The following is a 21,710-nucleotide window of genomic DNA, read 5'->3' as shown; positions in this document are numbered from 1 at the left end:
GCCCGGGACGACGCTGCCGTACCGGAGCGAGTAGCAGACCAGGGGGGGCTGAAGGGGGGGGGCGACAGAGAGCCCGAGGAAAGGAGAGGTGACCTCGGCATGCCCGGACACAGGACAAAGGGGTTCTGCGCGTCGGCCGCCGCACTGGCACTGTGTGCCGTGCTGGCGGGCTGCGGAGGATCCGGGGAATCGGCCGGCGGCGGCAAGGTCGTGCTGCGCTACACGTGGTGGGGCAACCCCGACCGCGCGGAACGCACCGAGCAGGCCGTCGCGCTGTTCGAGAAAAAGCATCCGGACGTCGACGTGACGACGTCGTTCTCCGGCTACGACGCCTACAAGCAGAAGCTCGCCACCCAGGCCGCCGGCGGTGACGCGCCGGACGTGATGCAGCTGGACTACCGCCAGATCGACCAGTACGCCTCCGGCGGCGTCCTGCTCGACCTGGCGAAGCAGAAAGCCGTCCTGCGCACCTCCGAGATCGACCAGGGGCTGCTCGCCACCGGCCGCGTGGACGACGTCCAGTACGCGATCCCGCAGGGCCGCGGCACCGAGACCGTCGCCTACGACGTCGGGACCTGGAAGAAGTCGGGTGTGCCCCTCCCCGGCAAGAGCTGGACCTGGAGCCAGTGGGCCGACACCATGCGCGCCCTGGCCAAGAAGACCGGCAAGCCCGGGGCGACCGACCCCGGCCAGAGCGAGGACGCCTTCGAGGTCTGGCTGCGCGGCCAGGGCAAGTCCCTCTACACCGAGGACGGCGGACTCGGCTTCACCGCCGACGACCTCACCCGCTGGTGGACCTTCACCGACAAGCTGCGCCGCGAGGGCGCCGTCTCGCCCGCAGAGCAGACCACCCAGCTCGACGGCTCCGTCGAGAACACCCCGCTGGGGCGCGGCACATCCGTCACCGACGCCAACTGGGACGCCCCGGCCAGCGGCTTCCTCGCCCTCGTCAAGGGCGGCGTCGCCCTCGCCCCCATGCCGTCCGGCGAGGACGGCACCCCCGGCCAGTACTTCAAGCCGTCCATGTTCGTCGGAGTCTCCGCGAACACCGCCCATCCGAAGGAGGCGGCACAGCTCGTCGACTTCCTCGTCAACGACCGGCAGGCCGCGAAGATCCTCGGCGCCAGCCGGGGCATCCCCGTCAACGAGACCATCCGCGAGGAACTCGGCCCGCAGCTCAAGGACTTCGACAAGACCATCGCCGACTTCCAGGCGTCCCTGGAGGGCAAGCTCAAGGACCCGCCCCAGGCACCGCCGGCGGGCGACAACGCCCTCCAGAGCACCTTCCAGCGCGACTACGACCAGGTGTCCTATGAGCGCATGTCGCCCCGCGAGGCGGCCGAGAACTACGTCACCGAGGCGAAGGCGGAGCTGAGGTCATGACCACCACCGCGATCCCCGCGGAGACCAAACGCGTCCCCGCCACCGCCCCGAAGCGCCGCCCCAAGCGCGAACGCGAGGGCGCCGCCTGGGTGTTCCTGTCCCCGTGGGTGCTCGGCGCGATCGTCCTGACACTGCTGCCGATGGCCGTGTCGCTGTACCTGTCGTTCACCGACTACGACCTGTTCAACCCGCCGAAGTGGGTGGGCCTGCGCAACTACGTCCAGATGTTCACCGAGGACCCGCGCTACTGGCGCTCGGTGGTGACGACGGTGACGTACGTCGTCATCGCCGTGCCCCTGCAACTGGCCCTCGCCCTGGTCGTCGCGCTCGCCCTGAAGGGCATGAAGCGCGGCAAGGCCTTCTACCGCTCCGCCTTCTACGCGCCATCGCTGCTCGGCGCGTCGATGTCCATCGCCCTCGTCTGGCGGGCGGTCTTCAACGACGGCGGCACGGTGGACAACCTGCTCGGCACCGGCGGCTGGGTCAACAAGCCCGGCTGGGCGCTGCTCGCCGTCGCGCTGCTGACGGTGTGGCAGTTCGGCGCACCGATGGTCATCTTCCTCGCCGGTCTCCAGCAGATTCCCGCCGAGCTGTACGAGGCGGCGGCGGTCGACGGGGCCGGGAAATGGCGGCAGTTCCTGTCGGTCACCGTGCCGATGCTGTCCCCGGTGCTGTTCTTCAACCTGGTCCTCCAGACCATCCAGGCCTTCCAGGTGTTCACGCCCGCCTTCGCGGTCAGCGCGGGCAAGGGCGGGCCGGCCGACTCGACCCTCGTCTACACCATGTACCTCTACGACCGCGGCTTCGTCGCCTCCCACATGGGCTACGCCTCCGCCATGGCCTGGGTGCTGCTCCTCGTGATCGGTGTGGTCACGGCGGTGCTGTTCCGCACCTCCCGCTCCTGGGTCTTCTACGCCTCCGAGGGGGACCGATGACCTCGACCGCCGTTTCCCACAAGCCCGTCCGATGGGGGCGGGTCGCCGTCCACCTGGGCTGTCTGGTCGCGCTGCTGGTCATGCTGTACCCGCTGGCGTGGCTGCTGGCCACCTCGCTCAAGCCCGCCGACGAGGTCATCGCGAGCCTCGACCTGCTGCCCCGTCACCTGGAGTGGTCGAACTACTCCACCGCCATGGAGGGCGTCAACGACGTCTCCATCTGGCGGCTGCTCACCAACTCGCTCCTGATCGCCGGCGGCGCGGTCCTCGGCAACGTCATCAGCTGCTCGCTCGCCGCCTACGCCTTCGCACGCCTCAGGTTCCGGCTGCGCGGGCCGCTGTTCGCCTTCATGATCGCCACGATCATGCTGCCGCACCACGCGGTGCTGATCCCGCAGTACATCATCTTCAACCAGCTGGGCCTGGTGAACACCTACTGGCCGCTGATCCTGCCGAAGTTCCTCGCCACCGAGGCGTTCTTCGTCTTCCTCATCGTGCAGTTCATGCGGGGCCTGCCGCGCGAACTGGAAGAGGCGGCACGGATCGACGGCTGCGGCCCCTTCCGCAGCTTCTTCCAGGTCGTGCTGCCGCTCACCCGGCCGGCCCTGATCACCACCGCCATCTTCACCTTCATCTGGACCTGGAACGACTTCTTCACCCAGCTCATCTACCTCTTCGACCCGGACAAGTTCACGCTGACCCTGGCGCTGCGCTCCTTCGTGGACGCCTCCAGCACCTCCGCGTTCGGCCCGATGTTCGCGATGTCGGTGATCGCGCTGCTGCCGATCGTGCTGTTCTTCCTCGCCTTCCAGCGCTTCCTGGTGGAGGGCATGGCCAGCTCCGGACTGAAGGGGTGAGCGGGATGCGGACACGCGAGGCCGGTGAGGTGTTCGGGCCGCGCATGACACTGTTCGCGGACGTGCTGAGCGTCGGCCTCGCCACGTCGGTGGCCTGCCTGCCGCTGGTGACCGCACCGGCCGCGCTGTCAACGGCGTGCGCCGTACTGCGCGGCGCCGGACAGGACCGGCCCGTCACGGCCGGAAGGTATGCCGTCCTGCTGCGGCAACGGCTGCGGGCCGGTGACCTGCTGGCGGGGGCCGTCGCCCTCGGGGGGCTGCTGCTGTTCGCGGCGGACCTGGCGCTGGCCGGGGCGGGGTTGCCCGGGGCGCCCCTGTTCGCCGTGACCGCCGCCGTCATCGGCGCCTGCGCGGCGGTCGTCGGCCTGCGGGCCTGCGCACGCCCCGAGTCGCTCACCGACTGGCGCACGGCGGTCCGCGGGGCCGCCCGGGACGCCGTGGCGGACGTGGGCGGCAGCGGACTGGTCCTGCTCGCCGTGGCGACGGCCGCGCTGTGCGCCTGGATGCTGCTGCCCCTGGCCTTCCTGGCCCCGGGGCCGCTGACCCTGGCGCTCACCGCCGTCGACGTACGCCGGTCCGCTGCTGTTTCCCCGCAATAGCCAAGAGCGGCTGACGGTTCGTCAGTACGGCGGTGCCGGGCGCGGGGCGGTGGCCTCGCGCCCGGCCACCCCGCGGCCTCACCGCCGTACGGATGCGCCGATGCCGATCCGCGGCCACGAACGGGCCGCCGCGAGGAGCGCCTGCGTCCTGGCCGACGGAGTGGCCGCCGCCGCTGCCGCCGCCAGCGCCGCCGCGGCGCTCGCGATGCCGAGGACCGCGCCCGCGGCCACGTCGCCCGGATAGTGCACGCCCGTGTGGATACGGGAGTACCCGACGGCGCTCGCCAGTGCCCCGAGCGGCACCGCGGCGGGGGGCAGGACCACACCGACGGCGGTGGCGAACGCGACCGCCGACGCCGTGTGCCCGGACGGGAACGAGGCCGACGTCGGCATCGGAACGTGCCGGTCCACCGTCACCCGGGCCGCCTCCCGATCCGGCCGGGCCCGGCGGACCAGGCGCTTGCCGAGCAGGTTGGCGGAGGCCGAGGCCACGGCGATCGCCCCGACACCCGCGAACGCGGCCTTGCGCGGCCGCTTCCCGCCCAGCGCCAGGGCCGCGGCGATGGCGAACGAGATCTTGGAGTGGTCGGCCGCGTGCGACAGATGGCGCAGCGTCCGGTCGAGCGTGGGCGTGGGGGTGGCGGCCACCGCCGCGTACAGGGCGCCGTCCACGGCCCTGAGATCGCCCATGACGGCACCCAGGAGCCGGGCGGACCCGTCCGAGGGCTTCCCGTCCTTCGGGAGCGGACGAAGGGAGTCCTCGTCTGTGGTCGTCGGATCGGTCATGTGCTTCTCCCCGCAGTGGCCTTCCCAGCAAGGTACCGGCTCACGCCGGGCGCACGCTCGGCGCCCCCGCGGGCCGGTGCCTCCCGAGTGCCCATGTCGGGCGACTGAACCCGTCTGCTGAACTGAGGGCATGACGTTCCTGCCACGCCGGTGTCTGCGTGCACTCGACCGTTTCCACGCCGCCCACCCCTGGGACCACAACGCCCACTTCCACCGCTGGATCCTGCGGCAGCTCCCCAGGCGTGTCGGGACCGCCCTGGACGTGGGGTGCGGCAGCGGCGACCTCGCCCGGCTGCTGGCCGGCCGGGCCGAGCGGGTGCACGGGGTCGACGCCGACCCGGCGATCACGGCCCGGGCGCGGGAGCTGACCCCCACGGCGGTCCCGGTGACGTACACGGTGGCCGACGCGCCGGCCGGGCTTCCCGACGGTCCGTACGACGTCATCACCTGCGTCGCCGTGGTGCACCACCTGCCGTTCACGCGGGCTCTCGAGGCCTTCCGCGACCGTCTGGCCCCCGGCGGCACCCTGGTGATCGTCGGTGTGTCCCGGGAGCGGACGCCCGCCGACCATCTGCTCTCGGCCGCGTCCCTCCCGCTCAACATCGTCATGGCCCTGCTCAAGAACCGGGGCCGCCCGGCGCCTCGCCCCGTCTCGATGACGGCCCGCACGAGTCCGGCGGGCATGACCTTCCCGGAGATCGTCCGAGAGGCCCGGACCGTCCTGCCCGGCGCCCGCCTGCGACGCCGCCTGTTCTGGCGCTACACGCTGGTGTGGCGCCACCACTGACGGGCCGGCGGCTGAGGGAGCTCTCGCCCCTAGCCCGCGACGCGGAACGTGCGCAGCCGCAGGGAGTTGCCGACGACGAAGACCGAGGAGAAGGCCATGGCCGCCCCGGCGATCATCGGCGTGAGCAGACCGGCCGCGGCCAGCGGCAGGGCCGCCACGTTGTAGGCGAAGGCCCAGAAACAGGTTGGAGCGGATGGTGCCGAGGGTGCGGCGGGCGAGCCGGATGGCGTCCGCCGCGGCCCGCAGATCACCCCGTACGAGGGTCAGGTCGCCGGCCTCGATCGCGGCGTCCGTGCCGGTGCCCATGGCCAGACCGAGATCGGCCTGGGCGAGAGCCGCCGCGTCGTTGACGCCGTCGCCGACCATGGCGACCGAACGTCCCTCGGCCTGGAGCCGCTTGACGACGTCGACCTTGTCCTGCGGGAGCACCTCGGCGACGACGTGCTCCGGTGCGATGCCGACCTCGCGCTCACGGCCAGGACCAACGGCTACGAGGTGAAGCTGTCCGGCGCCCTGCGGCCGGGCAAGGCGAGCGAACTGAAGCTGAAGGTCTCCCGCGCCGGCGAGCCCGTCACGAACCTCCAGCCCTACCTCGGCGCCCTGCGCTCCGGTGACCTCGCCTACCTCCATGTCCACCCCAACGGCGAACCCGGTGACGGAAAGACCAGGCCCGGCCCGGACATCTCCTTCACGGCCACGGCCCCCAGCGCCGGTTCCTACCGCCTGTTCCTCGACTTCAAGCACGACGGAAAGGTCCACACGGCGGCGTTCACCGTCAGGGCCGGGGGAGTGGCAGCCGGTTCCGGTACCCCCGAGGGGCATGCGGACGACGGCCACGGGCACTGAGAGTCAGCCGAGCGCCCGGTCCAGATTGAAGGCCGCGCTGATCAGCGCGAGATGCGTGAACGCCTGCGGGAAGTTGCCCTGCTGCTCCCCGGTGTGGCTGATCTCCTCGGCGTACAGACCGAGATGGTTGGCGTACGTCAGCATCTTCTCGAAGGCGAGGCGCGCCTCGTCGATCCGGCCGGCGTGCACCATGGCCTCGACGTACCAGAAGGAGCAGATGGAGAACGTGCCCTCGTCGCCGCGCAGCCCGTCCGGACTGGCCTGCGGGTCGTAGCGGTAGACCAGCGAGTCGGAGACCAGTTCCTCGGTGAGCGCGTCCAGCGTCGACAGCCACTTCGGATCGGTCGGGGCGATGAACTTCGTCAGCGGCATCATCAGCACGGCCGCGTCCAGCACGTCCCCGTCCTCGTGCTGGACGAAGGCCCGGCGCGCCTTTGACCAGCCCCGGCTCATGATCCGCCGGTAGATCGTGTCGCGGTGCTCCCGCCAGCGCGGCAGGTCGGCGGGCAGGCCGCGCCGGTTGGCCATCCGGATGGCCCGCTCGATCGCCACCCAGCACATCAGCCGCGAGTACAGGAAGTTCTTGCGGCCGCCCCGCGTCTCCCAGATCCCCTCGTCGGGCTGGTCCCAGTTCTCGCACACCCAGTCCACCAGCGCGCACACGTCGTCCCACTGGTCGCTGGAGATGGGCTTGGCCCACTTGTCGAAGAGGTAGATGGAGTCGATCAGCGCGCCGTAGATGTCGAGCTGGAGCTGGTCGGCCGCCGCGTTGCCGACCCGTACCGGGGCGGAACCCTGGTGGCCCTCCAGATGGTCGAGTGTCGTCTCGGGCAGCTCGGTGCGCCCGTCGATGCCGTACATGATCTGCAAGGGGCCGGAGGGCTTGCCGTCGCCCGGGCTGATGTGCCGGGTCACGAAGTCCATGAACGCCTCGGCCTCCCCGGTGAAGCCCAGCCGCAGCAGGGCGTAGACGCAGAAGGCCGCGTCTCGCACCCACACGTACCGGTAGTCCCAGTTGCGTTCGCCGCTGAGCTGCTCGGGCAGACTCGTCGTCGGCGCGGCCACGATCGCCCCGGTCGGCGCGTAGGTGAGCAGCTTCAGCGTCAGTGCCGAGCGGTGCACCATCTCCCGCCAGCGGCCCCGGTACTTGGAGGCGGACAGCCAGCGCCGCCAGTACGCCACCGTCGCCGCGAACTGCTCCTCCGCCTCCGTGTGCGCACATCGGCGGGGCGCCACGTCGCCGCCCACCTTGTCCAGCGCGAACACGGCCGACTCGCCCTCGGAGAGCTTGAAGTCCCCGCGTGCGTCCGGCCCGTCCGTCTCCAGTGGCACGGTCGCGGTCAGCGCGAGCGCCGGCGCCGGCCCCTCGGCCTCGAAGATCGCCGTCTCACCGCTCAGCCGGACGGTGTGCGGCCGGGTGCCGTAGTCGAACCGGGGAGCGACGCGGGTGCGGAACGGGATCGAGCCGCGTACGCACACCACCCGGCGGATCAGCCGGTGCCGCTCGGCCTCGGCCGACTTGCCGTCGACCGGCATGAAGTCCTGCACCTCGCCGACGCCGTCCTCGGTGAAGAACCGGGTGATCAGGACGTTGGTGTCGGGAAAGTAGAACTGCTTGGTCCGCGCGGGCACCGCCGCCGCCAGTTCGAAGCAGCCGCCGCGCTCCGCGTCCAGGATCGAGGCGAACACGCTGGGCGCGTCGAAGGCCGGGCAGCAGTACCAGTCGATCGTGCCGTCGGTCCCCACCAGGGCCACACTGCGCAGGTCGCCGATCAGCCCGTGCTCGGCGATCGGCAGATACCGCCGGCCGCCCGGCACGTCGTGGTCCTCCGCTGGTCCGCCCATGACCGCCTCCCTGGCCGGTACGCGCCTCAGCCCCAGCTTAGGCGGGAGGGCCGTGAAGGGGGCCGGGAACGAGGATCACACCGTGACGACCCGCAGTCCGGCCTCCTCGAATCGCCGGACCGTCTCCGCGTCGGCCGCCGTGTCCGTGACCAGCGTGTCCACCGCCTCGGCAGCGCAGATCCGGGCGAACGCCCGCTGCCCCAGCTTGCTGGAGTCGGCGGCCACGACCACGCGCTCCGCCCGTTCGCACAGCAGCCGGTTGACCGCGGCCTCCGCCTCGTCGTGCGCCGCGGCCCCGTGCGTGACGTCGAAGGCGACCACGCCGAGCACCGCCACGTCGACGGTGATCTGCCCGAGCACCGCGTCCGCGAGCGGTCCGACCAGCTCGTACGACTGGGCCCGCGCCACCCCGCCGGTCAGCACGATCTTGAACTGGGGCCGCACGGCCAGCTCATTGGCGATGTTCAGCGCGTTCGTCACGACGGTCAGCGCGGGCGAGCCGGACGCCAGGTCCCCGCGCACGGCCAAGGCCCGCGCCACCTCGGTGGTGGTCGTGCCCCCGGTCAGCCCGACCGCCTCACCGGGCGCGACCAGGTCCGCCACCGCCTTCGCGATGCGCTGCTTCTCGGAGGCGCGCCGGGCCGTCTTGTAGCGCAGCGGCAGCTCGTACGACACACCGTGCACGACGGCGCCGCCCCGCGTGCGCACCAGCATCTGCTGCTCGGCGAGCCGGTCGAAGTCGCGGCGGATCGTCGCCGCCGACACCCCGAGCTCCCCGGCCGCCTCCTCGACGTCCAGCCGGCCGCGCTCGACGAGCAGTTCCAGCAGCGCCTTCCAGCGGGCGTCGCGCGACATCCGCACCTCCACGTCTCGAGCTCCGGCGCGACCCTAGCGCACGATCTCCCCTTGATGCTTGAAGCTGCTCGAAATCTGGCGATACCTTGCAGGAACAATCAGATCAGGAGGGTGCGGCATGACGCATGTCGAGGACGAGCTGACCAGCCAGCCCGAGTGCTGGACACGCGCCGCGGCACAGGCGCCCGGGTACGCGGAGGTGCTGCCGGCGCCGGGGGAGCGGGTCGCGATCGTCGGGTGCGGCACCTCGTACTTCATGGCGCAGGCCGCCGCGTCCCTGCGCGAGGGCGGCGGCCAGGGCGAGACCGACGCGTTCGCCGCCTCGGAGTTCCCGTACGGCCGCGCCTACGACCGGGTCGTCGCCCTCACCCGTTCCGGCACCACGACCGAGGTCCTCGACCTGCTCGGCAGGCTGAAGGGCCGTACCCGCACCACCGCGATCACCGCCGACCCGGACACGCCCGTGAGGACGGCCGCCGACGACCTCGCGGTCCTCGACTTCGCGGACGAACGCTCCGTCGTACAGACCCGGTTCGCCACCACGGCCCTCACCCTGCTCCGCGCCCACCTGGGACTCCACCCCGGCACCTCCGTCACCGACGCGCGCACGGCCCTGGCGGAACCCCTGCCCGAAGGCCTGGTGGACTGCGCCGAGTTCACCTTCCTGGGACGCGGCTGGACCGTCGGCCTGGCCCACGAGGCCGGGCTGAAGATGCGCGAGGCGGCGCTGTCCTGGGCGGAGGCCTACCCGGCGATGGAGTACCGGCACGGGCCCATCAGTGTCACCACGAGCGGCACCGCGACCTGGATGTTCGGGCACGCGCCGGACGGACTCGCCGAACAGGTGCGCGGCACGGGCGCGTTGTGGATCGCCGGGGCCCTGGACCCGCTCGCCGAACTCGTCCGCGCCCAGCGCCTCGCGGTCGCCGTCGCCGCATCACGCGGCCTCGACCCGGACCAGCCGCGCCACCTCACCCGCTCGGTGATCCTCACTCACTGACCTCGGAGGCACCGTGTCCCTCACCACCACCGGCGAGCTCGTCACCCGTGCCGCCGCCGCCCGTTCGGCCGTCGCCTCCTTCAACGTCATCACGCTGGAGCACGTCGAGGCCGTGATCGCGGGCGCGGAGGCCGTGACCGCCCCCGTCGTGCTCCAGGTCAGTGAGAACGCCGTCAAGTTCCATGGCGGACAGCTGTTCCCGCTCGCCCGTGCGGCCGTCGCCGCGGCCGAACGGGCCGCCGTACCCGTCGCGTTGCACCTCGACCACGTGCGGAGCGAGACCCTGCTGCACCAGGCCGCGGAGGCCGGCTTCAGCTCCGTGATGTACGACGCGGCCCGGCTGCCCTACGCGGAGAACCTCGCCGCGACCCGGGCGGCGGTCGATTGGGCGCACACCCAAGGGCTGTGGATCGAGGCCGAGTTGGGGCAGATCGGGGGCAAGAACGGCAGACCCCCGCTGGGCGCACACGCCCCAGGGGCCCGCACCGATCCCGACGAGGCCCGGGCCTTCGTCACCGACTCGGGCGTGGACGCCCTGGCCGTCGCCATCGGCAGCGCCCACGCCATGACCACCCGCACCGCCACCCTCGACCACGCCCTGCTCAAGCGACTGTCGAGCACCCTGGACGTGCCGCTGGTCCTGCACGGCTCCTCCGGCGTCCCGGACGGCGAACTCACGGCGGCGGTCGCGGGCGGCATCACCAAGGTCAACATCGGCACGGCCCTGAACATCGCGCTGACCGGCGCGATCCGGGACTTCCTCACCGACCGCCCCGATGCCGTCGACCCGCGCGGCTACCTGACGGTCGCGCGGGAGGCCATGACCCGGGCGGTGACGAGGACCCTCCAGACCCTCGGCACGGCTACCGCTTGACGGCCTTCAGCACCACGAACTTCGGGTCGCTCGCCACGAGCCGGCTGTTGCCGAACAGCTTCCGCAGCTTGACGTGGTAGCCCAGATGCCGGTTGCCGATCACCCACAGTTCGCCGCCCGGCCGCAGCGCACGCCGTGCCCCGGTGAACATCCGCCAGGCCGTGGCGTCCGTCGTCGCCTGGTGGGAGTGGAACGGCGGGTTGTTCAGGACCAGGTCGACACTGCCGGACGGCACGCCCGCCAGCCCGTCGCCGACCCGGAACTCCGCGTGCCCCGCCACGCCGTTCGCCTTGTACGTGGCCTCCGCCGAGGCCACGGCCTGGAACGACTCGTCCACGAACAGCACCTCGGCTGCCGGGTCGGCCAGCGCCACCGCCGTACCGACCACGCCGTTGCCGCAGCCCAGGTCCACCACGCGCCGACCGCCCCCGCCACCGGGCAGATGCTCCAGGAAGAACCGCGTGCCGATGTCGAGCCGGTCGGCGCAGAAGACACCCGCGTGGTTCACGACGGTGCGCCCCGACGCCGGCCCGATGCCGTCCGGGAGCGTGTAGACGTACGGCCACGGACTGGCGGGCCGCTCCAGTGCGGGATCCGGCGTGCAGAAGATCAGCCGGGCCTTCTTCTCGGCGAGCGAGGTGCGGGTCGGGCCGAGGATCCGCTCGAACAGCCGCAGCGTCGAGGTGTGGATCTCCTTCACCATGCCCGTGCCCACGACGACCGTCCCCGCGTGCACCGCCGGCGCAAGCCGCAGCAACTGGTCCTCCAGCAGCGCCAGGCTCTTCGGCACCCGCACGAGGAGAACGTCGACCCGGCCGGGCGGCGGGTCCTGCGTGGTGAGCAGCCGGACCACGCCGGGCTCGACGCCGTGCCGCGCGAGATTGGCCCGGGTCGCCTCCTGCGTCAGGTGGGAATCCGTGATCTGCGCCGGCCGGTGCTCCGCCAGCGCCGTGACCAGGGCACCCCAGCGGTCCCCGACGACCACGACCGTGCCCGACAGCGGGGTCCCCTCCTGCGCCAGATACCTCAGCAGGTACTCGTCGGAGGCGTCCCAGGCACGCAGCCTGTCGCGCGGGTCCTCGGGGAAACGGGTCAGCTCGAGCTCGCCCCAGGGCGTCGTCATACGGTCGTTCATCGTGCGTCCAGGCTAGCCGAGCCGCAGCTCAGCCCAGGTCGGGGAGGATGGGAGGCATGGACGGCGAACTGTTCCCCAGAGCCCGTACGCAGGTGGCGCCGGGCGCGGTGCACCTGCCGGACTGGCTGGACGCCGAGCGCCAGCGCGAGCTGCTGGAGGCCTGCCGCGCGTGGGCGCGCCCGCCCGCCGGGCTGCGCACGGTCCGCACCCCCGGCGGCGGCACCATGACCGCCCGGCAGGTCTGTCTCGGCTGGCACTGGCACCCCTACACCTACGCCCGCACGGTCGTCGACGGCGACGGCGCCCCGGTGAAGCCGTTCCCCGAGTGGCTGGGGGAGCTGGGCCGCCGGGCGGTGCGGGACACACTCGGGGAACCGGTGCCGGCGTACGACATCGCCCTAGTCAACTTCTACGACGCCGACGCCCGGATGGGCATGCACCGCGACAGCGACGAAAAGTCGGACGCGCCCGTGGTGTCGCTGAGCCTCGGCGACACCTGCGTGTTCCGCTTCGGCAACACCGAGACCCGCACCCGGCCCTACACGGACGTCGAGCTGCGCAGCGGCGACCTGTTCGTCTTCGGCGGCCCGTCCCGGCTCGCCTACCACGGGGTCCCCCGGGTGCACGGGGGCACGGCACCGCCCGGACTGGGCCTGACCGGACGGCTCAACATCACGCTCCGGGTCAGCGGCCTGTAGGCCGCGGGCCCTACGGATCATGGGAGACTCGCCCTCATGAGCGGGAAGGCGGACCCCCGGCCGGCCGGGGATGGGAGCACCTCGACGAGGACGCGGCTGGACCGGGGGCGCGGAGCGCTCGGACCCGCGCTGGAGCTCGTGCACACCGGGCGTGCGCCGACCCGGGCCGTACTCACCGCCGAACTCGGGGTGACCCGCGCGACGGCGGGAGCGGTCGCCGCCGAACTGGAGGCGCTCGGGCTGATCCGGGTCGACGCCCGGCCCGGCGCGGCGGCCGGTTCGCAGGGCAGGCCCTCGCACCGCCTGGCCGTCGCCGAGGACGGCCCCGTCGCGCTCGCCGCGCAGGTGCACGCCGACGGCTTCCGGGCGGCGCTGGTCGGGCTGGGCGGCCGGATCGTCGCCACCGCGCCGGGCTGCGAGGTCGTCGACGCCGACCCGGCGAAGGTGCTCGCCTCCGTCGTCACGGCGGGCGCCGAGCTGCTGCGGGAGACCGGGCGCCGGTGCGTGGGCGCGGGACTCGCCGTACCGTCCGCGGTCGCCGAGCCCGAGGGCCTGGCGCTCAACCCGTTGCACCTGGCCTGGCCCGCGGGCGCGCCCGTCCGGGACATCTTCGCCGAGCAGGTGCGCGCGGCCGGCCTGGACGGGCCCGCGTTCGCCGCGAACGACGTCAACCTCGCCGCGCTCGCCGAACACCGGCACGGCGCCGGACGCGGCGCCCGCGACCTGCTGTGCGTGGCCACCGGCCACCGGGGCGTCGGCGGCGCACTCGTCCTCGACGGCCGCCTCCACCGGGGCAGTTCGGGCCTCGCCCTGGAGGTCGGCCACCTCACCGTGCACCCCGAGGGCCGCCCCTGCCACTGCGGCAGCCGCGGCTGCCTGGACGTGGAGACCGACCCGCTGGCCTTCCTCACGGCGGCGGGACGTGAACCGGGCCCCGAGGTCTCCCTGCTCCAGCAGTCCATCGACCTGATCCGCCACCACCACGACGACCCGGGCGTCCGCGCCGCCACCGAGACCCTCATCGACCGGCTCGGCCTCGGACTCGCCGGTCTCGTCAACATCCTCAACCCGGACCGGATCATCCTCGGCGGCCTGCACCGCACCCTCCTGGACGCCGACCCCGGCCGGCTCCGCGCGGTCGTCGCCGACCGCAGCCTGTGGGGCCAGAGCGGCGGCGTTCCGATCCTCGCGTGCACCCTCGACCACAACAGCCTGGTCGGGGCCGCGGAACTCGCGTGGCAGCCGGTACTGGACGATCCGCTCGGGGCGCTCACCTAGGCAGTCATGCCTCCGCCGCGCTCCCGGCTCCAGGAGCGCCTGGCCAGGCCGGCCGCAGTAATCAGCGACAGCCGGAAGCCCACGCCGACCACCGTCGAGGCGGTAAGGGGGTGCTTCGCCGTCGACGGCGGTCTTCAGGCCCGCCAGAACGCCTGCTGCTCCTTGCCCGCCCTCGAGGCAGCAGGCCCGCCTCGTCGAGCAGCACACCACCGGCGAGCACACCATCGCAGTTATTTGACCGATCGTTCTGGATGCGTCTATGGTCTCTCGATGTGGCCAGGACCAAGGAATTCGATCCGGACGCCGCGCTGCAGTCGGCCCTTGAGCTGTTCTGGCGGCGCGGCTACGAAGCGACGTCGATGAGGGACCTCGTCGAGCACCTCGGCATCGGCCGCGCCAGCATCTACGCCACCTTCGGCAGTAAGCACGAGCTGTACCTGAAGGCCATGGACCGGTACGCCGAGATGCGCGACCCGTTTCTCCTGGCCGAGCTGTCCCAGCCGGGCCCCGCACTGCCCGCGGTGCGGGCGGTGGTGCGCCGCTTCGCCGCGGAGGCCGCATCCCCGGAGGACCGGCTGAACGGCTGCTTCGTCACCAATACCGCAGCCGAGCTGGCCCCGCACGACCCCGCGGCGGCCCGCCGGGTCGAGATCAGCTGGGAGCACGTCGAGACCCCACTGCACTCCGCGCTCGTACGCGCCCAGGCCCAGGGCGAGCTGCCCGAGGACCGTGATCCGCACGCGCTGGCTCGCATGCTGTTCGTCCTGCTGCAGGGCCTGCGCGTCGTCGGCAAGGCGTCGAATGATCCCGCCCGGGTGCGGGACGCGGCCGAGCAGGCGCTGGCCCTGCTGGACTGAATTGCACGCACTGCAGCCACCGGGCTTCCTTCAGTGTGCCCGAATAATGAACCGATCGGTCAAAAATTAGGGGGAGGCATGACCGCCACGGACGCCGCCCGCGTTGCCGCCGTGCGGCAGCGATGCGCCTTCGTCCTCCTCGGCAGCGTCCAGACCACGCTGATCTTCACGCTTGCCTCGATCGCCGTACCGCTGCCCGCCATCGGGCGCGAATTCGGCCTGCAACGCGCGGACTTGATCCTGCTCAGCGCCGCCTACGGATTGACCTTCGCCGGACTGCTGCTCTTCGGCGGACGCCTCGCCGACCGCTACGGCGGGCGGCGCGCCCTCACCGCAGGCCTCGTCCTCTTCGCCGCCGCCCTGGCCGTCGCCCCGCTTGCCCCCGGCTTCGGGACTCTGCTCGCCGCGCGCTTCGCGCAGGGCGCGGGGGCGGCTCTGATCGCGCCCGCCGCCATGGCCGTGCTGCGCGCCGCCTTCCCCTCCTCCGCCGCATACGGCAGGGCGATGGTCACCTGGGGCGGGCTTTCGGTACTCGGCGCGACCGCGGGCAACCTGCTCTCCGGCGTCATCTCAGCGCTGTCGTCCTGGCGTTGGACCTTCGCCGTACCGCTCGTGGTGGCCCTCGCCGCCCTCGCCCTCACGCCCCGGCTACTGCCGGACACCACGCCGAGCCGGGGCAGGACTCTCGACCTGACGGGTGCCCTGCTCGCCACCGCCGGGATCACCCTCGCCAGTTACGGGCTCGTCGTCACCGACACCCGCCCCTGGTCGTCGGCCGGCGTGCTCGTGCCGCTGCTGGCCGGGGCCGCGCTGCTGGTCGCGTTCCGGTATGCCGAGCGCCGCGCCCGCGACCCGCTACTGCCGCCCCGCTTCCTGTTCGACCGGCGGCGAGCCCTCGCCCTCGCGGCCATCGCACTGAGCGCTTGCGGAACCGCGATGACCTTCGTGGTCCTCTCGCTCCACCTCCAGCAGGCGCGCGACTGGTCACCGCTGCAGACCTCGGCGGCGTTCGTACCGTTCGCCGTTGCGCTGATCGCCTCGGGCCGCGCGGCAGGACCTCTCATCGGCCGGTACGGGGCCCGATCCGTCACGGCCGCCGGGCTCGGTACGGGCGCGGCCGGGCTCGCCCTCCTCGCGCTCACCGGGACCGGCGCACACATCCCATACGGATATGGACTGTTGCCGGGCCTCGTGCTGCTGCCGGCCGGCACGGCGGCCTCCTTCGCAGGAGCCGCCGTACTCGCCACCGAAGGGGTGCCGCAGCAGCAGACCGGGCTCGCGGGCGGCGTGCTGAACACCGCGATGGAAGCCGGTCCGACGGTCCTGTTCGCGATCCTGCTCACGCTCGGCAGCGATGCCTCGTCCCTGGCCGCAACAGGGGCCGCTCTCGCCGCCGCAGCCCTCCTGAACCACCGCATCAAGTAACCCATCGCTCAAGGGAGCCACTGAAATGAACCACTTCACCGGCAAGACCGCCCTCGTCACCGGCGCAGGCTCCGGCCTCGGCCGCGCGATCGCGCTCGCATTCGCCGCCGAGGGCGCATCCGTGGTCGTCGCGGGACGCACCGCGGCCTCCCTGGACGAGACGGTCGGACTCATCGAGGCCGCCGGCGGCACGGCCGCCGCCGTCACCACCGATGTCACCGACTCCGGCCGGCTCCAGAACCTCGTATGCGAGAGCGTCACCCGCTTCGGCGGGCTGGACATCGCGGTCAACAACGCCGGGATACTCCGCGGCACCGTGCCCGTCGCAGAAGTGAGCGAGGAGGACTGGGACGCGGTGCTGCGGACCAATGTCACCGGCGTCTGGCTGGCCATGAAGCACGAGATCGCGCACATGAAGGACAACGGCGGTGGCACCATCGTCAATATCTCCTCCAACCTGGGCGCACACCTGCGGATCCCGAACGCCGCCGCGTACATCGCGTCGAAGGCGGCGGTCTCCGCGCTGACCCGGGCCGCTGCTCTCGACCACATCCGCCAGGGCATCCGCATCAACGCGGTCAGCCCCGGTGCCTCGGCCGCTCCCATGTCGCTGCGGCCCGGCGAGACCGAGGCCGACCGCGCCGAGCGGGTGAAGACGGAAAACCCGCTCGGACGGGTCGCGGAGGCCGAAGAAGTGGCGGCCGCGGTGCTCTATCTCGCTTCTCCCGCGGCCGGTGCCGTGGTCGGCGCCGACCTGGTCATCGACAGTGGATCCTCGGCCTGACGGTTCGTGGGCTTCGGCTGCACCCTTCCGCGGCAAGGAACTTCGCGCTCCCGCACGGCCAGCCTCGGCGCCCGCCGCTGGGGCCCGCGCTTCCAGGCCGCGTACGAGCAGATCGCCTACCCGGCCGCGGACCGCCCGGCGGACGCTTCCCTGCTCGCGGCCTTCACCACCCACCCGGTGCACAAGGTTCTGGTCGCGGCGGCGAAGCCGCGGCCGTCCGTGGACATCGCGGTGACCTGAGCCGGTCACCGTACGCGCCCACCAGTCGCCGGCCGCCCGCTGAAGACACTCGCGGACCCGGACCACGGCCGGGTTGCCGGCGGCACCCGGCCGCTGGACGAGAGACAGTGTGTTCAGCGGCGGTTCCGCCGCCGCGTGCAGCAGGACGAGGCGGCCAGAGCCCAGGTTCTCCGCGCACAGTGAACGGGGCAGCACGCTGTGGCCCGCGCCCGCGGTCACCGCGGACAGCACGGCGTGGAGGAGGACCTGCCCGGTGGACGCGTCCGCATCCTCGCCCGGGAGACCCAGATCGGCCGCCCCGCCGCCGAACCGGCCCGGCAGACCCCGAACCCGATGCTCAACGGCCGTCAGGCATGGCTCGACGGGCTTGTCCGCGCCGCTTCCGGGAAGGCTCGCGCCTGAGCGGGCAGGCTGGACCGCAGGCGGCACGCCCGCACCGTACGATCGAGGAAGTTGACGTCATGACCGACAAGCTCACCGTGAGCGTCCTGGGCACCGGCATCATGGGCGCCGCGATGGCCCGCAACCTGGCACGCGCCGGGCACACCGTCCACGCCTGGAACCGCACCCGTGCCAAGGCCGAGCCGCTGGCCGCCGAGGGCGTGCACATCGCCGACACCCCCGCGCAGGCGGTCCGGGACAGTGACGTCGTCCTGACCATGCTCTACGACGGCCCCGCCGCCCTGGACACGATGCGCCAGGCCGCCCCCGCCCTGCGCCCCGGCGCCGCATGGGTGCAGTCCACGACCGCCGGCGTCGAGGCCATCGGCGACCTCGCCGCCTTCGCCCGCGAGCACGGCCTGGTCTTCTACGACGCCCCCGTCCTGGGCACCCGCCAGCCCGCAGAGGCCGGGCAGCTGACCGTGCTCGCCGCCGGTCCCGCCGAGGGCCGGGCCACGGTGACGCCGGTCTTCGACGCCGTCGGCGCCCGCACCGTGTGGGCCGGCGAGGACGGGGCGGCCGGCGGCGGCACCCGGCTGAAGCTGGTCGCCAACAGCTGGGTCCTCGCCGTCACGGCCGCCGCCGGTGAGGCCCTGGCGCTGGCGAAGGCCCTCGGCGTCGACCCCCGCGGTTTCCTGGACCTCATCGCCGGCGGCCCGCTCGACATGGGCTATCTGCACGCCAAGTCCGGCCTGGTCCTCGAAGGCCGGCTCACACCGCCCCAGTTCGCGGTGAGCACCGCGGCCAAGGACGCCCGTCTCATCGTCGAGGCCGGTACGGGCCACGGCGTCCGCCTGGACGTGGCCGAAGCCGCCGCCACCCGCATGGAGCGCGCCGCCGCCCAGGGCCATGGCGACGAGGACATGGCCGCCGCCTACTTCGCAAGCTTCGACGAAAACCCGTTCGCCTGATCACCCTGGAGGTTCCCCATGTCCAGGCCGCCGCTGCCGCCCGATGCCGACGCTCTGCTGAGCCGGCCCAACCCGTGCGTCATGGCCACGCCCCGCTCCGACGGCACACCGGTCTCCACCGCCACCTGGTACGCGTGGAAAGACGGCCGGGTGCTGATCAACCTCGACGAGGGCCGGGTCCGCCTGAAGCACCTGCGCCGCGACCCGCGCGTGACCCTCACCGTCCTCGCCGGCGATGACTGGTACACCCACGTCACCCTCATCGGCCGCGTCACCGAGATGTACGACGACGAGGGCCTGGCCGACATCGACCTGCTCGCCCGGCACTACACCGGCAAGCCGTACCCGAACCGCGTCCGCCCCCGGGTCAGCGCCTGGATCGAGGTCGACCGCTGGCACGGCTGGGGCGAGATGAAGGACAGTGACCAGGCCGCGGGCTGAGACCGGCCGGCCACACCGTCAGTGCCACTCCACGGCGAACGCCCGGCCCGGGTTCTCCGTGAGGATGCGCCCCACCAGGTCCTCGCCCACCGCGTGGACGAGCCGCGGGCGCACCCGGCGCAGCAGATACGGCATCCCGGGGCCGCCGCCCACTGAGCGGGCGGCGGCCGTCGTGGTGTCCGCGCCCAGCAGCAGCCGGTCGCCGAACCCGGCGTCGGCCAGGGCCCGTACGGCGTCCGGCATCCGCCAGTCGGTGGCGTGATGGGTGTGTGACGGGCCGTCAAAGGCCAGATAACACCCGGACTCGGCGGCCTGCCGGTGCACCACGAGGTCGGGGGAGCGGTTGAGGTGCCCGAGCACCACGCGATGCGGCGGCACCCCCAACTCCCCGCACAACAGGTCCAGTACGTCCAGTGCCCCGGTGCCCAGCTCCAGATGCACGGCGACGGTCACGCCCGTGGCGTGATGCGCTTCGGCCGCCGCCCTCATGGTCCAGCGGGCGTGCGCGTCCAGGGCGTGGAAACCGCCCGCGACCTTGACGAGCCCCGCCCGCACCCCCGACGCCCCGATGCCCTCGGTGAGTTCGGATACGAAGACGTCGGCGAGCCGGCCCCGCAGCCCCGCGAGCGTGTCCTCGTCGTAGTGGACGAACTGGTGCAGCCCGGTCGCCGCGACCACGTGCACCCCGGTCTCCCGCGACAGCGGCGGCAGATCGGCGGCCCGCCGCCCGAGCCCGTACGGCGTCCACTGCACCACGGCGCCACCGCCCTGATCCCGGAACGCGACCAGCTCCGCCCGCGCCGCCGCCACGCTGCGCAGCTCCTGGCCGGGCAGCCGGGGACTGCCGAAGAACAGGTGGTCGTGGGCGTCACACACGCCCAGGTCTCCGGGCGGCACGTCCCCCAGCACCGTGCGGACCGCGCTCACCACCGACGCCCCGGGGGCAGCCGGTCCAGGCCCGGAGCCGACAGGTGCAGCACCTCGAACATGTCCCCGTCGGCCTTCGGGGTGTCGTGCTCCCAGAGGGAGAAGTGCACCAGCTCCCAGCGGCTCGTGTCGACGGCGGCCGCGGCGAGCAGCGCCCCGTCCGCCGCCGCCAGCCGCCGGGCCTCCCGCACCGCGTCCTCCACCGCCTCGGTCAACAGCCCCGAGTCCGGGACGGGTTGGCGTCGTCTTACCGCGAACCGCGCGTGCGAACCGCTCCCTTCCTCGTACGCGAGCCCCGTCCACTGCCGCACGGACGGCCGCCCGAAGTCGTCACTGAGCCCCTGGAACCCGCCGCCCCAGAGGAAGGCGTTCATGCCTTCGACGGTGTTCCACAGATAGAAGGGCGCGTACTGGCTGACCGGCGAACCGCGCAGACCGCGCTCGCGTATCAGGTAGGCCTTGAAGCCGAGTCCGTCCCAGTCGTCGAGCACATGCCCCAAGCGGGCGACACGGTCGCGGATGACGCCCATGTCGTAATCGGCGGGCAGAGTGAGCTCGTACTGCATGGCGTGCATTCGGGTCTCCTCAAGCGGGACGGGGTGCCAGTAGCGACAGCAGGCCCCGCACACCCGCGTCGAACGCGGCGGCGGAGCCGGAGGCGCGGGCGAGGACGTAACCGCCCTGGACCGTCGCGACGACCGCCGCGGCGATCTCCTCGCCGTCCAGCGAGGGCGCGAACTGGCCCTGCTCCTTGCCCTCTTCGACGATCCCGGCGATCCGCTCGCGGATCCAGTCGAGCGTCTCGTCGACCGGGGCGCGCAGCTCGGCGCTGTCGATCACGTCCGGGTCCATGGTCAGCCGGCCGATCGGGCAGCCCCGCAGCACATCCCGCTCGCGCCGCAGATACGCCTCGATGCGCTCGTACGGCGTTCCCGGCCCGTCGAGCACTCCCGCGGCGACAGCCCGCATCTCCTCGGCGGTCCGCCGGATCGCGGCCAGCGCGAGGTCGGGCTTGCCCTTGAAGTGGTGGTACATGCTGCCCTGCCCGGCGCCGGCGCGCTCCAGGATCGCCTTGGGACTCGTGCCCACATAGCCGCGCTCCCACAGCAGCTCGCGGGTGGACTCGATCAGCCGTTCCGAGGTGCTCATGCCCTCACTGTACATACCAGTAGTTACAGAAGTCCACGACCGGTGAAGCACATCTGCCCTGCCGACCTACTCCCTACGAGGTACGCGCACTGCCGCTGGCCGTACGACGACCCGGGGCCCCTCACGGGGCGACTCTCGGAAGCGACGGACAGGACATCGCAGCAACGCGTCCGAGGAGTTGAACGACATGCAGATCCTGGCGAACATCGGTGACGGCGGCCCAGGCCCCTGGATCCTGCTCTTCCCTGTGATCTGGGCGCTGGTCATCGGCGGCGGCATCGCGCTGCTGCGCCGCACTGTGTGGCGCGGCCGCCGCGGCGGCTCCTGGCGGCAGCCCACGGTCGAGAACGACTCGCCCATCGCCGTACTCGGTCACCGCTTCGCCTCCGGCGAGATCGACGAGGACGGGTACTGGTGCCGGCTGTCGGTGCTGAACGAGGAGTTCGGCCGTTCGGCCAAGGGTGGTGGTGCATGAACATACTGGCCCCACCGCAAGAGCCTGTTCCGTTAGGGGCCGTCCATGCCGAGCCGGGTCGTCTCCCCGGTCGTCGTGGGCATCGGCCTGCCGCTCCTCAGGCTCCCGGGGGCGACGCCGCCGACGCCAAGGCCTGCGCCACGCTCGCGTCCGGCCGGCAGGGCTGCACGGAGTAGGGGGAC

24 protein-coding genes and 3 pseudogenes are annotated in these 21,710 nt (G+C 72.5%); 18 read left to right on the top strand and 9 right to left on the bottom strand.

The window, feature by feature from the left end; genetic code table 11:
- Positions 1-99 precede the first annotated feature (99 nt).
- The 4 genes from AOQ53_RS16115 to AOQ53_RS16100 are packed head-to-tail and all read left to right on the top strand — an operon-like array spanning position 100 to position 3,774.
- The gene (locus AOQ53_RS16115; protein WP_059417962.1) at positions 100-1,383 is read left to right on the top strand and encodes an ABC transporter substrate-binding protein; all 1,284 of its coding nucleotides are present in this window, start codon (positions 100-102) and stop codon (positions 1,381-1,383) included.
- Positions 1,380-2,318 carry a carbohydrate ABC transporter permease gene (locus AOQ53_RS16110; RefSeq protein ID WP_059417960.1) on the top strand — a complete coding sequence of 313 codons (939 nt, stop codon included), beginning with the start codon at positions 1,380-1,382 and terminating at the stop codon, positions 2,316-2,318. Before AOQ53_RS16115 ends, AOQ53_RS16110 begins: the two co-directional genes overlap by 4 nt.
- Positions 2,315-3,175 (top strand): carbohydrate ABC transporter permease, encoded by an 861-nt coding sequence (locus tag AOQ53_RS16105; RefSeq protein WP_059417958.1) that lies wholly within the window; start codon positions 2,315-2,317, stop codon positions 3,173-3,175. Before AOQ53_RS16110 ends, AOQ53_RS16105 begins: the two co-directional genes overlap by 4 nt.
- A 5-nt stretch (positions 3,176-3,180) precedes the next feature.
- A complete protein-coding gene (locus AOQ53_RS16100) occupies positions 3,181-3,774 on the top strand; it encodes a hypothetical protein (RefSeq protein WP_059417955.1) in 594 nt (197 codons plus the stop codon).
- A gap of 78 nt (positions 3,775-3,852) precedes the next feature.
- On the opposite strand, the gene AOQ53_RS16095 is transcribed toward AOQ53_RS16100, so the two are convergent.
- Entirely contained in the window at positions 3,853-4,560 is a 708-nt protein-coding gene (locus AOQ53_RS16095; protein ID WP_059417953.1) for a phosphatase PAP2 family protein, read from the bottom strand.
- A gap of 130 nt (positions 4,561-4,690) precedes the next feature.
- Here AOQ53_RS16095 and AOQ53_RS16090 point away from each other — a divergent pair, with 130 nt between their 5' ends.
- A complete protein-coding gene (locus AOQ53_RS16090; RefSeq protein ID WP_059417951.1) occupies positions 4,691-5,347 on the top strand; it encodes a class I SAM-dependent methyltransferase in 657 nt (218 codons plus the stop codon).
- A gap of 29 nt (positions 5,348-5,376) precedes the next feature.
- Here the strand turns inward: AOQ53_RS16090 and AOQ53_RS41100 are convergent.
- A pseudogene (locus tag AOQ53_RS41100) lies at positions 5,377-5,815 on the bottom strand (HAD-IC family P-type ATPase); the annotation flags it as partial.
- 3 nt (positions 5,816-5,818) lie between these two features.
- Here AOQ53_RS41100 and AOQ53_RS16085 point away from each other — a divergent pair.
- Positions 5,819-6,193, top strand: a pseudogene (locus AOQ53_RS16085) (hypothetical protein); the annotation flags it as partial.
- A 3-nt stretch (positions 6,194-6,196) separates the two neighbouring features.
- Here the strand turns inward: AOQ53_RS16085 and AOQ53_RS16080 are convergent.
- Together AOQ53_RS16080 and AOQ53_RS16075 are read right to left on the bottom strand one after the other, a co-directional pair.
- Positions 6,197-8,038, bottom strand: a complete 1,842-nt coding sequence (locus AOQ53_RS16080) for a glycoside hydrolase family 15 protein (protein ID WP_059417950.1) — start codon at positions 8,036-8,038, stop codon at positions 6,197-6,199.
- Positions 8,039-8,113: 75 nt separating this feature from the next.
- The gene (locus tag AOQ53_RS16075; RefSeq protein WP_059417966.1) at positions 8,114-8,893 is read right to left on the bottom strand and encodes a DeoR/GlpR family DNA-binding transcription regulator; all 780 of its coding nucleotides are present in this window, start codon (positions 8,891-8,893) and stop codon (positions 8,114-8,116) included.
- Between the two features lie 118 nt (positions 8,894-9,011).
- On the opposite strand from AOQ53_RS16075, the gene AOQ53_RS16070 reads away from it, so the two are divergent.
- Positions 9,012-9,893: an SIS domain-containing protein gene (locus AOQ53_RS16070; protein ID WP_059417948.1), complete on the top strand. Its 882-nt coding sequence runs from the start codon at positions 9,012-9,014 to the stop codon at positions 9,891-9,893.
- Positions 9,894-9,906: 13 nt separating this feature from the next.
- Positions 9,907-10,767, top strand: a complete 861-nt coding sequence (locus tag AOQ53_RS16065) for a class II fructose-bisphosphate aldolase (RefSeq protein ID WP_059417945.1) — start codon at positions 9,907-9,909, stop codon at positions 10,765-10,767.
- On the opposite strand, the gene AOQ53_RS16060 is transcribed toward AOQ53_RS16065, so the two are convergent.
- A complete protein-coding gene (locus AOQ53_RS16060; protein ID WP_059417944.1) occupies positions 10,757-11,890 on the bottom strand; it encodes a methyltransferase in 1,134 nt (377 codons plus the stop codon). The genes AOQ53_RS16065 and AOQ53_RS16060 overlap by 11 nt on opposite strands.
- Before the next feature lie 68 nt (positions 11,891-11,958).
- On the opposite strand from AOQ53_RS16060, the gene AOQ53_RS16055 reads away from it, so the two are divergent.
- The 6 genes from AOQ53_RS16055 to AOQ53_RS16030 all read left to right on the top strand — a co-directional run bounded on the left by AOQ53_RS16055 (position 11,959) and on the right by AOQ53_RS16030 (position 17,184).
- Entirely contained in the window at positions 11,959-12,600 is a 642-nt protein-coding gene (locus tag AOQ53_RS16055; protein WP_059417942.1) for an alpha-ketoglutarate-dependent dioxygenase AlkB family protein, read from the top strand.
- Between the two features lie 36 nt (positions 12,601-12,636).
- Positions 12,637-13,878 (top strand): ROK family protein, encoded by a 1,242-nt coding sequence (locus AOQ53_RS16050; protein ID WP_059417941.1) that lies wholly within the window; start codon positions 12,637-12,639, stop codon positions 13,876-13,878.
- A 272-nt stretch (positions 13,879-14,150) separates the two neighbouring features.
- Positions 14,151-14,735 carry a TetR/AcrR family transcriptional regulator gene (locus AOQ53_RS16045; protein WP_059417939.1) on the top strand — a complete coding sequence of 195 codons (585 nt, stop codon included), beginning with the start codon at positions 14,151-14,153 and terminating at the stop codon, positions 14,733-14,735.
- A 78-nt stretch (positions 14,736-14,813) separates the two neighbouring features.
- Positions 14,814-16,160 (top strand): MFS transporter, encoded by a 1,347-nt coding sequence (locus tag AOQ53_RS16040; RefSeq protein ID WP_059417937.1) that lies wholly within the window; start codon positions 14,814-14,816, stop codon positions 16,158-16,160.
- A 25-nt stretch (positions 16,161-16,185) separates the two neighbouring features.
- Positions 16,186-16,944, top strand: a complete 759-nt coding sequence (locus AOQ53_RS16035) for an SDR family NAD(P)-dependent oxidoreductase (protein WP_059417936.1) — start codon at positions 16,186-16,188, stop codon at positions 16,942-16,944.
- 6 nt (positions 16,945-16,950) lie between these two features.
- Entirely contained in the window at positions 16,951-17,184 is a 234-nt protein-coding gene (locus tag AOQ53_RS16030; protein ID WP_059417934.1) for a hypothetical protein, read from the top strand.
- 93 nt (positions 17,185-17,277) lie between these two features.
- On the opposite strand, the pseudogene AOQ53_RS47715 reads toward AOQ53_RS16030, so the two are convergent.
- Positions 17,278-17,379: pseudogene (locus tag AOQ53_RS47715) on the bottom strand (LysR family transcriptional regulator); the annotation flags it as partial.
- A gap of 3 nt (positions 17,380-17,382) precedes the next feature.
- On the opposite strand from AOQ53_RS47715, the gene AOQ53_RS46280 reads away from it, so the two are divergent.
- The 3 genes from AOQ53_RS46280 to AOQ53_RS16015 are packed head-to-tail and all read left to right on the top strand — an operon-like array spanning position 17,383 to position 18,977.
- Positions 17,383-17,586 carry a hypothetical protein gene (locus tag AOQ53_RS46280; protein WP_059417933.1) on the top strand — a complete coding sequence of 68 codons (204 nt, stop codon included), beginning with the start codon at positions 17,383-17,385 and terminating at the stop codon, positions 17,584-17,586.
- A 59-nt stretch (positions 17,587-17,645) separates the two neighbouring features.
- Positions 17,646-18,536, top strand: coding sequence for an NAD(P)-dependent oxidoreductase (locus AOQ53_RS16020; protein WP_059417931.1), 891 nt, complete (start codon positions 17,646-17,648; stop codon positions 18,534-18,536).
- 18 nt (positions 18,537-18,554) lie between these two features.
- Entirely contained in the window at positions 18,555-18,977 is a 423-nt protein-coding gene (locus AOQ53_RS16015; RefSeq protein WP_059417929.1) for a PPOX class F420-dependent oxidoreductase, read from the top strand.
- An 18-nt stretch (positions 18,978-18,995) separates the two neighbouring features.
- On the opposite strand, the gene AOQ53_RS16010 is transcribed toward AOQ53_RS16015, so the two are convergent.
- From AOQ53_RS16010 to AOQ53_RS16000, 3 genes are read right to left on the bottom strand one after another with little or no spacing between them, the layout of a single operon-like run.
- A complete protein-coding gene (locus AOQ53_RS16010; protein ID WP_059417964.1) occupies positions 18,996-19,904 on the bottom strand; it encodes a phosphotriesterase family protein in 909 nt (302 codons plus the stop codon).
- Positions 19,901-20,479, bottom strand: coding sequence for a DUF4865 family protein (locus AOQ53_RS16005; RefSeq protein WP_059417926.1), 579 nt, complete (start codon positions 20,477-20,479; stop codon positions 19,901-19,903). The genes AOQ53_RS16010 and AOQ53_RS16005 overlap by 4 nt, the downstream gene beginning before the upstream one ends.
- A 10-nt stretch (positions 20,480-20,489) precedes the next feature.
- On the bottom strand, positions 20,490-21,068 hold the full coding sequence (locus AOQ53_RS16000; RefSeq protein WP_059417925.1) for a TetR/AcrR family transcriptional regulator: 579 nt from the start codon (positions 21,066-21,068) through the stop codon (positions 20,490-20,492).
- 172 nt (positions 21,069-21,240) lie between these two features.
- Between AOQ53_RS16000 and AOQ53_RS15995 the strand changes: the two genes are divergently transcribed.
- Positions 21,241-21,528: an SHOCT domain-containing protein gene (locus AOQ53_RS15995; protein WP_059417923.1), complete on the top strand. Its 288-nt coding sequence runs from the start codon at positions 21,241-21,243 to the stop codon at positions 21,526-21,528.
- Positions 21,529-21,710: the final 182 nt, after the last annotated feature.

The sequence above is a fragment of the Streptomyces azureus genome (assembly GCF_001270025.1).
GTDB lineage: Bacteria > Actinomycetota > Actinomycetes > Streptomycetales > Streptomycetaceae > Streptomyces > Streptomyces azureus.
Note: the sequence above shows the minus strand (reverse complement) of the source record. Positions and strands in the feature narration are given on the sequence as shown.